This is a genomic window from Streptomyces formicae, from assembly GCF_002556545.1.
In the GTDB taxonomy this organism is placed as follows: Bacteria; Actinomycetota; Actinomycetes; order Streptomycetales; family Streptomycetaceae; genus Streptomyces; species Streptomyces formicae_A.
This window is the reverse complement of the sequence record NZ_CP022685.1, coordinates 7,881,732-7,893,339: the sequence shown is the minus strand read 5'-3', so window position 1 is coordinate 7,893,339 and position 11,608 is coordinate 7,881,732. Positions and strand designations below refer to the sequence as shown.

Annotated in this window: 8 protein-coding genes; 5 read left to right on the top strand and 3 right to left on the bottom strand. The window is 75.3% G+C overall.

The window, feature by feature from the left end; genetic code table 11:
- Genes KY5_RS34335 through KY5_RS34315 form a run of 5 tightly spaced genes read left to right on the top strand, consistent with a single transcriptional unit; the run spans position 1 to position 7,989 of the window.
- Positions 1–405, top strand: coding sequence for a CU044_2847 family protein (locus KY5_RS34335; protein WP_098245853.1), 405 nt, complete (start codon positions 1–3; stop codon positions 403–405).
- A 2-nt stretch (positions 406–407) separates the two neighbouring features.
- Positions 408–2,639: a trypsin-like peptidase domain-containing protein gene (locus KY5_RS34330; protein ID WP_098245852.1), complete on the top strand. Its 2,232-nt coding sequence runs from the start codon at positions 408–410 to the stop codon at positions 2,637–2,639.
- Positions 2,636–3,634: an AAA family ATPase gene (locus KY5_RS34325; RefSeq protein WP_098245851.1), complete on the top strand. Its 999-nt coding sequence runs from the start codon at positions 2,636–2,638 to the stop codon at positions 3,632–3,634. The genes KY5_RS34330 and KY5_RS34325 overlap by 4 nt, the downstream gene beginning before the upstream one ends.
- 2 nt (positions 3,635–3,636) lie before the next feature.
- Entirely contained in the window at positions 3,637–7,461 is a 3,825-nt protein-coding gene (locus KY5_RS34320) for an SAV_2336 N-terminal domain-related protein (protein WP_098245850.1), read from the top strand.
- Between the two features lie 27 nt (positions 7,462–7,488).
- Positions 7,489–7,989 carry an NUDIX domain-containing protein gene (locus KY5_RS34315; protein ID WP_098245849.1) on the top strand — a complete coding sequence of 167 codons (501 nt, stop codon included), beginning with the start codon at positions 7,489–7,491 and terminating at the stop codon, positions 7,987–7,989.
- 18 nt (positions 7,990–8,007) lie between these two features.
- Here KY5_RS34315 and KY5_RS34310 read toward each other — a convergent pair whose 3' ends face one another.
- The 3 genes from KY5_RS34310 to KY5_RS34300 all read right to left on the bottom strand — a co-directional run bounded on the left by KY5_RS34310 (position 8,008) and on the right by KY5_RS34300 (position 11,523).
- Entirely contained in the window at positions 8,008–8,508 is a 501-nt protein-coding gene (locus KY5_RS34310; RefSeq protein ID WP_098245848.1) for a methylated-DNA--[protein]-cysteine S-methyltransferase, read from the bottom strand.
- Between the two features lie 27 nt (positions 8,509–8,535).
- Complete coding sequence (locus KY5_RS34305) at positions 8,536–10,035, bottom strand: AlkA N-terminal domain-containing protein (RefSeq protein WP_098245847.1); 1,500 nt, start codon at positions 10,033–10,035, stop codon at positions 8,536–8,538.
- Between the two features lie 78 nt (positions 10,036–10,113).
- Positions 10,114–11,523: a phytoene desaturase family protein gene (locus KY5_RS34300; protein WP_098247661.1), complete on the bottom strand. Its 1,410-nt coding sequence runs from the start codon at positions 11,521–11,523 to the stop codon at positions 10,114–10,116.
- Between the last annotated feature and the right edge of the window lie 85 nt (positions 11,524–11,608).

The following is an 11,608-nucleotide window of genomic DNA, read 5'->3' as shown; positions in this document are numbered from 1 at the left end:
ATGCCTGAGTACCTGGAACTCGACCTGGCGGGAGCCGCGCTGCGCGTCGAGCTCGCCGACGTGGGGCAGGCGCCCGAATCCGGCTCCCTGCCGCCGGAGTTCGGCGTGCCCGAGCCCGTCTCCACCGGCCGCGGCCGGGGCGCGGCGCTCGCCGCCGGGGCGCTGCGGGCGACGCTGAGCCCGCTCGGCCCGCTCCTGGACGAGGTGCACGCCTCGGTGTCCCGGGCCGAGCGCCCGCCGGAGGAGTTCACGGTCGAGTTCGGCATCGAGGTGGGCAAGGACCTCAAGCTCGGCATCGTCGGGCTCAAGGGCTCGGCCACCATGACGGTGTCCGCCACCTGGCGGCGTACGGAAGGTCCTGGCGACGGAGCCGAAGGCCCGCACAGCGGCGCCGACGGGGCCTAGCCGTGGGCTGGTTCAAGGGGACGCGGAAGCCGCCCCCGGTGGTCGCGATCCTCGGGCGGCACGGCGACGCGGCCGTCGGCGCGGCCGCGCTCCTCTCCCCCGGCCGCGCCCTGACCTGCGCGCACGTGGTCAACGAAGCACTCGGGCGGGCCCCGTTGAGCGGGACGACGCCCTCGGGCGAGGTGCTCCAGGTGGGGTTCGCCCGGCGCACGGTCCGGATCAAGGCGCAGATCGAGGTGTGGGTGCCGCCCCGGCGCGGCGCCGGAGCCTGGCAGGGCGACCTGTGCGTACTCCAGCTCGCCGAGCCCGCGCCCACGGACGCCGATCCCGTCGTCTGGACGGACATGACGGAGGGCCAGTCGCTGCGCGCCTGGCACGGCTGCGGGGAGCCGATCACCTTCGCGGACACGGTCCTCAAGGTGCTCGACGACCAACTCGGCTATCTGGACGGCGCGTTGTCCGGAGCCGCGATCGGCCCCGGGTTCAGCGGCGGACCGCTGTGGACCGACTCGGGGGACAGCGTGGCCGGGCTCGTGGTCGGCCAACTCGGGCAGGGGGACGCCGCCGCGCACCCCGCTCACACCCTGCGGCGCACCTGGGCACTGCCCTGGCAGGCGGTGCGCGATCAGCTGTACGCGGCGGGGGCGGACGCCGTCGTGGCCGACTGCCGCACCCTGCGCGCCACCCCGCAGGACGACCCGCTCGGCGCCGAACTCACCGCACTGCTGCGCTCGTTGCTGCCGGACCCCGCCGCGCGCGCCGAACACGCGCGGCGACTCGCCGCCGAACTGGACCTCGCCGTGCCGCAGGACGGCTCGGCGCCCCGCGTCGAGGAACTCACCGCCGTCCTGCTCGCCCGGCACCGCGCCCTGCCCACCCTCAGCGAGTCCCTGCTCACCGCGGGACCCTACGGCGCACGTCCGGAGAGGCTCACGGCCCTGCTGGGCACCGGCCGCGCGGTCGAGGCGTCCGGACTGCTCTCCCTGGGTGAACACGCCTACCTGGAGAAGCAGTTGAGGAGCGTCGTCCTCGCCGACCCGACGCTGCCCGCCCGCGCGGCCCAGGAGGCGCTGCGCTATACCCCGCTGCCCTCCGCCCTGTGCACCGCGCGGCTGGCGCCCGATGCGCTCGGGCAGGTCATCGCGGACCTGGAGCAGTACCAGGACGGCGGCAGCGTGCCGGCGGGGACGCCTCGGGTGCCCGCGCTCGTGCACCTGGTCGAGTTCATCGCCGCGGCATCGGGCGACCCCGTCGGCGCCGGGCTGAGCCGCTGGAGCGAGCGGGTCTGCGACCGGCTCGGCGTGCACCCCGCGGCGCGCGACCAGCGCAGGGCCGACGCCGCGCACTGGGCGGGCGCGCGGGCGCCCCGGGTGACGCGGCTGCTCGCCCGGCTCACCAGGACCGAGCCGGAGGGCGAAGGCACGGGCCCAGGCATCGGCATGGGGACGGGCGCGGGCGCGGAGCGGGCGGAGCGCTACCGCTGTCGGCTGTGGCAGCAGCACGCGGACGGGTCTGTGCGCCGCCTGGACACCGCGGCGGGGGACGCGCCGCTCACTCCCGAGCAGGTCGGCGCCCTGATCCGCGAGGGCGCCGAGCGGTCGGGGGACGCCCTGCCCGCCGTGGACATCGAGGTGGACCGCGCCGGTCTGCACCTGCCCGTCGACGAATGGGACGCGGGCAGTCCCAACGAGTTCGTGCCGAGCCTGCCACTCGGTGCGTCCTTCCCGCTCACGCTGCGCTGCCCGGAGATGAGCCGCCGGGTGCCCCGGCGCGACGTGGAGCACCGCCGCCGCTGGGGCGACGGGCACGGCAGACCGCTGGTCATCGACCCGAGCTGCGCGGACGGGCGGCAGGTCGCCGCGCTGCTCAACTCCACCCACCGGGACGCCAACCACGTCGTCCTGCACGGCCCGCCCGCGCTCCGCGCCCAACTGCTCGACCTCTGCCTGGCCCTCGGCGTGCCCGTGGTGCTCTGGGACCGCGAGGCCGAGGGGCACGACCAGGCCGACCGCCTCGATCCCCTCGCGCCGACCGGGCGGCTGCACGAACTGCCCTTCCGCGTCCACCGGTTCAGGGCGGCCACGCTGCCGGACGCGACGGGGCTCAGGGCCCGCCCCTCCCTCGTGTGGGAGGACCTCGCCTGGCAGGACCGCGTGGGGTCCGAGCACGAGCCGAGACTGACGGACCCCGACGCGCCGCGCCCGCTTCCCGACGAAGGAGTACGCCGTTCATGACCGCACCCCAGGGACCCCGGGCGCCCCGGACACCCCCTCAGGACGACTGGCGGCTCTTCCGCGGCGACGGCGACGCCCGCCGCGTCGACTTCCCCGAGGCCCCGCCGTGGCGCCGCTTCACCCCCGCGGACGACGCGCCGCGCCCCCGCCCCTACCTGATCGGCCCCGACGAGTCCGAGGTGGTCAACGCCGCACTGCTGCTGCGCCGCCCGCTCCTGGTCACCGGCCATCCCGGCACCGGCAAGTCCTCCCTCGCGCACGCCATCGCCCACGAGCTGACCCTCGGCCGCGTGCTGACCTGGCCGGTCAACAGCCGCTCCACGCTGCGCGACGCCCTCTACGACTACGACGCGATCGGCCGCCTGAGGGAGTCCAACCTGCGCCGCGAGGAGGCCGGTTCCGACGACGACGCGCCGGGCGAGGGCCCGGACATCGGCTCGTACGTCCGGCTCGGCCCGCTCGGCACCGCCTTCGTCCCGGGCGAGCGGCCGCGCGTCCTGCTCGTCGACGAGCTCGACAAGGGCGACGTCGACCTGCCCAACGACCTCCTGACGGTCTTCGAGGAGGGCGAGTTCGAGATCCCCGAGCTGGCCAGGCTGCCCGAGGACCAGTCGCACGTCGACGTCCTCACCGCGGACCCCCGGGTACGGGCGCCCGTGACGCGGGGCAGGGTGCGCTGCTCCGAGTTCCCCGTGGTGGTCATCACCAGCAACGGCGAACGCGAGTTCCCGCCCGCGTTCCTGCGCCGCTGCGTACGGCTCGATCTCGCGGAGCCGGACGAGCAGCGCCTGCGCGACATCGTCGAAGCCCACCTCGGCGACGCGGCCCTCGACGGCGTCGACGACCTCCTGCGCGCCTTCCTGGGCCGCCGCGCCCCCGGCGAACTGGCCACCGACCAGCTCCTGAACGCCGTGTTCCTGCGCAAGGGCGGTCTCGACCTGCCCGCGGGGGCGCTGCTCGACGCGGTGCTCCACCGGCTCGGCGGGGCGGTCTAGGAGTGACGGCCGAGCGCCCCGACGTCGCCGCCCTGGTCGACCGGATCATCAGGGCGACCACCGCCGCAGGCACCCGACCCGAGCGGCTGCGCCAAGCACTCCGGGCCCTCACGGACAGCGGTGTCGAGCTCGCCCAGGAGGAACTGCTCGACGCGCTGTGGCTGGCGGGACGGCTGCCCGACGGCGCGTCGACGGCGCTGGCGCGGGCCGCGGGGGCGCTCGCACCGGCGGAGCGGACGGCCCACGAGGACGAGTGGCCGTCGCCGGACCTCGCGCCGGGGGCGTTCCCGCCGCTGCTCAGTAGGCCCGTGGCCTGGCGGCGCCGCACCCAGGAGCCGCCTCCGCAGCGGCAGTCCGACGCCGCCGAGCCGCCCGCGGACGCCGCCGCGCGGTCGGACTCGCGGGCCGACCCGAGTGCCGAGGACGCGTCCGACGCCGCCGCGCGCCCCGGCGCGTCCACCCCGCACCGCGAGGCAGCCCGGCGCTCCCCCCTCTACGGCGGCACCGCCCCCGGCCGCGCCCCGCACCACCGCACCCTGCCCGTCCGTCCCGTCCGCGCGCCCGGCACCCGTGCCCTCGGCTCCCGGCAGCTCCAACTGGGCCGCGCGCTGCGCCCGTTGAAGCAGACCGTGGCCGACCGTAGGCGCTGGGAGCTCGACGAGACGGCCACCGCGGACTCGACGGCCCACAGCGGACTCACCGACGCCGTGCTTCGCCCCGCCCGCGCGCGCTGGCTCGACCTGACGCTGCTCGTGGACGACGGCGCCTCCATGCTCCTGTGGCAGCGGCTCGCCACCGAGACGCGGCTGCTCCTGGAGCGCAGCGGCGCCTTCCGTGACGTACGCGTCCACGGCCTGGACACCCGCACCCCCGGCGCCCCGCTGCTCGGCCGCCGCCCCTTCACTCCCGGCACCGCCGTGCTGCCGCCCGCCACCGTGACCGACCCCGGCGGCAACACCCTGATCCTCGTGCTCAGCGACGGCGTCGGCGCGGCCTGGCGGGACGGCCGGATGCGCGAACTCCTCACGCAGTGGGGGAGGTTCGGTCCGACGGCCGTGCTGCACGCGCTGCCGCCGCACCTGTGGGACGGCTCGGGCATCCGCGCCGAACGCTGGCAGGTGACCACCCGGCGGCGCGGCGCGCCCAACCTCACCTGGGACGTGGCGGATCCTGTGCTGCCGCCCGGGCTCACCGCGTTCGACGGCGTTCCCGTCCCGGTGCTCGCGCCCGAGCCGGGGGCGGTCGGCGCGTGGGCGGGCCTGGTCGCGTCCCCCGGGGCGAGCGCGGTCCTGCCGCTCCTGACCGCGCCCTTCGAGCCGATCGGGGCGCCACCCACCGACCTGGACGCGGGAGGGCGGGTGCTGCGGTTCCGGGAGACGGCGTCCCCCGAGGCGTACCGCCTCGCCGCCCATCTCGCCGCCGTCGCCCCGGTGTCCGTACCGGTGATGCGTCTGGTGCAGGACGCCCTCGGCCCCGACGTGACGACCGGGCACTTGGCCGAGGTGTTCCTGAGCGGCCTGATGGGGCGCTGTGACGACGCCGTGGACCTCGCCCCGCGCCACCGGAGTTACGACGTCACGGCCGAGGCCCGCGACATCCTCCTGGGCACCGCGCCGGTCCGTGAACTCCTGCGCACCAGCCGGACGGTGACGGACCGTCTGGGCGAACTCGCGGGCCGCTCAGCCGACTTCCCCGCCTGGCTCGCCCACCCGGACGGCGCGGGACGGGCCGGGGACGGCACGCGGCCGTTCGGGTGGGTGGACGACCGGCTGATGCGGAGGCTGGGCGTGGGCGTCCCCCGGGACCGCCAGCCGCCCGGGCGGGACGACGATCCCGAGCTGCCCGGTTACGTCGACGCGCCGGGCTCCCCGTGGCTCTCGCTCCAACCCGTGAACCCCCGGTGGGCGGGCCCCTGGCGCCTGTTCGCCCGGCACGTCGGCGCGCGGTCCACCAGCGGGATGTTCCTGGGACGGCGCGCGGAGGGCGGCGTCGCGGCGCTCCGGCTCACCCGTCCGGGGTCCGTGCGCCGCGCCTCGCTGCCCCGGCAGGCCGAGGCGCTGCGCCTGCTCAGCTGCTCGTCGGTGCCCCGGATCGTGGACATGGACCCGGCGGTGCTGCCTTCCTGGCTCGCGACGGAACTCTGCCTGGTGGACGGGGTGCCCGCCACGCACCTCGAAACCCGTGCGCTGACCGGTGAACGGTACGACGATCCGGTGCGGTTCGCCCTGCTCGGCCAGCGGGTCGCCGGGATCCTCGCGGACGCCCACGTACGCGGGATCCTCCACGGCGACCTGGTGCCGCGCCGGGTGCTGCTGACCCCCGACGGCGTGTGCGTCACCGGCTGGTGCGTGCAGGAGCACGCCGACGGCGCCTTCCACGACGTCTCCAAGCTCGGTCTCGTCCTCCTGGAGGCCGCGGGCCACGGCCTGCCCGACTCCTTGACCGGCATCCTGCGGCGCTGCTCGTCGCCGCTGCTCGACGAGCGGCCCACGGCGGCCGAAGTCGTCGCGCACTTCCGGTCGTTCCTCGACGCACAGGCACCGCCGTCCGGCGCGGACGACGGCGCCGACGGCACGCTCGCCGTACCCATCGGACGCGACGAGCGGGGCTCCGACGTCGTACTGGACTTCCGCTCCATGGGCCCGCACGGCATCGTCCAGGGCACGGAGGCACAGTGGTCCACCGTCCTCGACGAGCTCGTCCGGGGCGTGGCCGAGCGGCACTCACCGGCAGCGGTGCAGTTCCACATGCTCGACTCGACCGAGCGGTACCTGCGTTCGACGGCGAGCGGCACGGTGCCGCACGTCAAGACGGCCGCCGACTCCCGCTCCCTTGAGCAGGCCCTCGACATCGAGCGCGGCCACCGGAGGGAGCTGCTCGCCGAGGCACAGGACGTGGGCCTCGCCCACCCGGCCCGGACCAGCCTGATCGTCGTCCGCACGGCGCAGGGGCTGCCGGGCGACGAGAGCTGGCTCGAAGACCTCGGCATCCACCTCCTGGTGCTCGACGGTCCCGAAAGAGGAGCGCTCGACCTCGACTTCCGCATCGACCTCACCGGCCGTGACCCGGTCCTCCACCACTCGCGGGCGCCCTCGTCGGGCATCACGTTCCGGCTGCCGCTCCCCCGGCGCGTCCCGCTGGAGGCGATGCTCACCGACGAGTTCAAGGTCGCCGTCTCGCAGGGCCGTGAGGGGCACCACGAGTCGGCGCTGATCTGGCTGGAGCGACTCGCCGCCCGGCAGCTCGAACACCTCGGCCGCGACCACCCTCAACTGCTGGCCACCCAGTACGAGATCGGCCACCTCCAGCTCGCGCTCGGCCTCTTGGAGGACGCCCTGCACTCGTTCTCCGCCTGCGCGTCGCGCCGCGCCGAGGTGCTCGGCAGGGAGCACCCCGACACCCTGACCGCACACCAGCAGTGCGCCTACGTGCTGTTCCGCACGGGCCGCCACGAGGAGGCGCACACGATCTACCGCACCGTCCTCGCCCTCTGGGAGAACGTGCGGGGCCACCACCACCCCGACACCCTGCTGTGCCGCCACAACCTGACCGTCACCCTCATCGCGATGCGCCGCTACGAGGAGGCCGTGTCCGAGGCCCGCGCCACCCGCACCAGCCGGGCGCTCATCCTCGGCGACGAGCACCCCGACACCCTGGCGAGCGGCCATGAACTGGCCGTCGCGCTCAGCGGCACGGGCCGCAGGGCCGAGGCACTCGACGTGGCCGACGCCGTCCACGCCGCGCGCGGGAGGGTCCTCGGCCCCGACCACCCCGACACGCTCGCGACCCTGCGCATCGGGACGGACCCCCGGCCGCCCGCGGGCTGACGGGAGCGCCCCGGCTACCCTTCCCCCGTGACCATCCAGGACTTCGCCACGTACATCGCAGGACTCCCGAGGGTGCTCGTCGGAGCCGCCGCGCTCTTCAGGGACACCGAGGGGCGGGTCCTGCTCGTCGAGCCCAACTACCGCGAGGGCTGGGCACTGCCGGGCGGCACCGTCGAGTCCGATACCGGGGAGACGCCCCGGCAGGGCGCCCGCAGGGAGAGCCTCGAGGAGATCGGGCTCGACGTCGAGCTCGGGCGGCTGCTCGCGGTGGACTGGGTGCCCGCGGGCAGCGAGGGGGTACGGCCGCCGCTGGTCGCCTATCTGTACGACGGCGGGGTGCTCGACGAGGAGCGGCTGAAGTCGATCCGGCTCCAGGAGGAGGAGCTGCTCTCCTGGCGCCTGGTGGACCGCGCCGACCTCGCGGAGCTGTTGCTCGGCGCGACCGCGCGCAGGGTCGCGATCGCGCTCGACGTCCTGGCGGAGGGCGGCGGCACGGCGGAGCTGGAGAACGGCTACCGGGTCGCCTGACCCCGCCCGCGCCACCGCTCAGAACAGGGCGTCGGCCCCGCCCCCCGTACCGCCCTCGAAGGCCAGCAGTTGACGCTTGCGGTCGAGCCCGCCGCCGTACCCCGTCAGGCTCCCGTCGGCGCCGACGACCCGGTGGCAGGGCACGATCACGCCGATCGGGTTCTTGCCGTTGGCGAGGCCGACCGCGCGTGAGGCGTTGGGTTTGCCGAGGGCGTCGGCGAGTTGGCCGTACGAGCGGGTCTCGCCGTACGGGATCCGCTGGAGCTCGCGCCACACGGTCCGCTGGAACGGCGTGCCGTCCAGGCACAGCGGCAGGTCGAACTCGGTCAGCTCACCGGCGAAGTAGGCCGCGAGCTGGCTGATCGTCTCGCCGAACGGTGCCGTGTCGCGGTCGCCGAAGGACTCCTCCGGCGGGCGGTGGCGCTGTTCGGTCATGTAGAGGCCGCTGAGGACGCCGTCGGTGGCGACGAGCGTGAGCGGCCCGTAGGGGCTGTCGATGACGGTGTGCAGGCGTTCCATGGTGGCGTCCCTTGCGGTGTGCGTGCCTTACGCGGGGATGAAGTTGATCGGGTGGTCGTCGATGGCCCACAGGTACTGGACCGCGTACGCCCGCCAGGGCCGCCAGGCCGCCGCGCGCACGGTGAGCGCGGCAGGCGTGTGCGGCAGGCCCAACTCCTGTGCGGCGCGCCGGATCCCGAGGTCGGAGGGGAGGAAGGCGTCCGGGTCGCCGAGGGCCCGCAGGGCGATCACCTCGATCGTCCAGGGACCGAACCCGGGCAGCTCGGCGAGGCGGGCCCTCGCCTCCTCCCAGTCGCTCTCGGCGCCGAGCTTGAGGCGTCCTTCGGCGAGGTGGCTCACCAGCGTGGTCAGGGTGGTGCGGCGGCTGCGGGGCAGGGCGAGCGCGTCGGGGTCGAGTGCGGCGAGCTGCTCCGGGGTGGGGAAGAGGTGGGTGAGGCCGCCCTCCGGGTCCTCGACGGGCGTGCCGTGCGCGGTGACGAGGCGGGCCGCGTGGGTACGGGCCGCGGCCGTGGAGACCTGTTGGCCGAGCACGGCGCGCACCGCGAACTCCGCCTCGTCGACGGTGCCGGGCACGCGCCGCCCCGGCGCCTTGTCGACGAGGGGCGCGAGCACCGGATCGCTCCTCAACTGGCCGTCCACGGCCGCCGGGTCGGCGTCCAGGTCGAGCATGCGGCGGCAGCGGCTGATGGCGATGGTGAGGTCGCGCAGGTCGGTGAGGCTGAGGCGGCAGCCGATGTGGTCGGGGTGCGGGGTGAGCGCGACGATGCCGTGTCCGAAGGGGAGGTCGAGGGTGCGCCGGTAGGCGCCGTCGCGCCATTCCTCGACGCCGGGCACGCCGGTCGCGATGAGGTGTCCGAAGAGGTTGTCGGGGTTGAGCGGCTTGCGGAACGGCAGCCGCAGCGAGAGGACACCGGGGGCGCCTGCCGACGCGGGCGGGGCCGCGCCCGCCGGGGACGCGGTGCGCTTCGGCGCCCGGGCGCGCAGCTCGCCGGGGGCGAGTGCGAAGACCTCGCGCACGGTGTCGTTGAAGGTGCGGATCGAGGCGAACCCGGCGGCGAAGGCGATCTCCGCCATGGGCAGCGCGGTCGTCTCGATGAGGAGCCGCGCGGTCTGCGCGCGCTGGGCGCGGGCGAGCGCGAGCGGTCCCGCACCGAGCTCGGCGCGCAGTTGGCGCTCGACCTGGCGCGCGCTGTAGCCGAGCCGGGAAGCGAGACCGGGGACGCCGTCGCGGTCGACGACGCCGTCACCGATGAGCCGCATGGCGCGGGCCACCAGGTCGGCCCGCTGGTTCCACTCGGGCGAGCCGGGGCTGCTGTCGGGGCGGCACCGCTTGCAGGCCCGGAATCCGGCCTGCTGGCAGGCGGCGGCGCTCGGGTAGAAGGTCATGTTCTCGGGCTTGGGCGGCACGACCGGGCAGCTGGGGCGGCAGTAGATCCGGGTGGTGGTGACGGCCGTGAAGAACCATCCGTCGAAGCGGGCGTCCTTCGACTGAACAGCGCGCACGCAGCGTTCGGTGTCGGTGTGCATGTCCTCAAGGATGGTCGATGCCCGCCGCCCGGGCTGGCGAGAATCCGACATCAACCTCGCGCGACCTGCACCACGGGCTCATGCACTCCTGAGCCGCCGCCACACCGCCTTCGCCGCGTTGTGCCCGGACATCCCGTGCACCCCGGGGCCCGGCGGGGTCGCCGACGAGCAGATGAAGACGGCGGGGTGCGGGGTGCTGTACGGGAACAGGGAGAGCTTGGGCCGCAGCAGCAGCTGGAGTCCGCTGGCGGCTCCGCAGGCGATGTCGCCGCCCACGTAGTTCGCGTTGCGCGCGGCCAGCTCGGGCGGGCCCGCCGTGGCGCGGGCCAGGACGCGGTCGCGGAAGCCGGGCGCGAAGCGTTCCAGCTGCCGCTCGATCGCGTCGGTCAGGTCACCGTCCCAGCCGTTGGGGACGTGGCCGTACGCCCAGAAGACGTGCTTGCCCGCCGGGGCGCGGCCGGGGTCGACGACGCTGGGCTGCACCGTGATCAGGAACGGCGCGTCGGGGGCGCGCCCCTCGCGCGAGGCGGCGTGTAGCGCGGCGCCGATCTCCTTGCTGCTCGCGCCGACCTGGACGGTCCCCGCGGTCCTCGGCTCCTGCGCGGTCCAGGGCACGGGCCCGTCGAGCGCGTAGTCGATCTTGAAGGCGCTGGCTCCGTACCGGTATCCCTGGTAGGCGCGGCCGAGCCCGGCGATCCTGGCGAGCGCGGTGGGTGAGGTGTCGAAGACGTACGCGCGGGCGGGCGGCAGGTCGTCCAGGCGCTTGACCTCGTAGTCCGTGTGGACGGTGCCGCCGAGGTCCTTCAGGTACGCGGTGAGCGCGTCGGAGATGGACTGGGAGCCGCCGCGCGCGACGGGCCAGCCCCGGGCGTGCGCGGCAAGGGCGAAGACCAGGCCGACGCCGCCGGTGATGATGCCGTCGAGGGGCGCGATGACATGGGCGACCAGACCGGCGAAGAGCGCGCGGGCGCGGTCGTCGCGGAAGCGCCGCATCAGCCAGGTCGAGGGCGGCAGTCCCACGAGCCCGAACCGGGCGAGCGTGACGGGGTCCCGTGGCAGGGAGGTCAGCGGCAGCGACATGAAGTCCCGCAGGAGGTCGTCCCACGGGCCGAGGAAGGGCTCCACCAGGCGTCGGTACGCTCCCGCGTCGCGCGGCCCGAACGAGGCGGCGGTCTCGGCGACGGAGCGGGACAGCACGGCGGCGGTCCCGTCGAGAAAGGGGTGCGCCATCGGCAGCGGGGGCTGCAGCCACTCCAGGCCGTACCGGTCGAGCGGCATGGCGCGGAACGCAGGGGAGTTGATGCCGAGGGGGTGGGCGGCGGAGCAGGGGTCGTGCCGGAATCCGGGCAGCGTCAGCTCTTCGGTGCGCGCCCCGCCGCCCACCGTGTCCCTGGCCTCGAAGACGGCCACGGAGAAGCCTCGGCGGGCCAGCTCGACGGCAGCGGTGAGCCCGTTCGGTCCCGCCCCCACGACGACGGCATCAAGCATCGACGGCACCTTCGGACTCCTTCGTCAGCCGATGGCCACTGCCGCCCAGGATAGGCCGGGACGCCTTCGCCGCCGTCGGCGCGGT

What these genes read in the sequence shown, in the direction of transcription:
- KY5_RS34335 (WP_098245853.1), top strand. Translation starts at nt 1, where the DNA reads ATGCCTGAGTACCTGGAACTCGACCTGGCGGGAGCCGCGCTGCGCGTC.
- KY5_RS34325 (WP_098245851.1), top strand. Translation starts at nt 2,636, where the DNA reads ATGACCGCACCCCAGGGACCCCGGGCGCCCCGGACACCCCCTCAGGAC.
- KY5_RS34310 (WP_098245848.1), bottom strand. Translation starts at nt 8,508, where the DNA reads ATGGAACGCCTGCACACCGTCATCGACAGCCCCTACGGGCCGCTCACG.
- KY5_RS34305 (WP_098245847.1), bottom strand. Translation starts at nt 10,035, where the DNA reads ATGCACACCGACACCGAACGCTGCGTGCGCGCTGTTCAGTCGAAGGAC.
- KY5_RS34300 (WP_098247661.1), bottom strand. Translation starts at nt 11,523, where the DNA reads ATGCTTGATGCCGTCGTCGTGGGGGCGGGACCGAACGGGCTCACCGCT.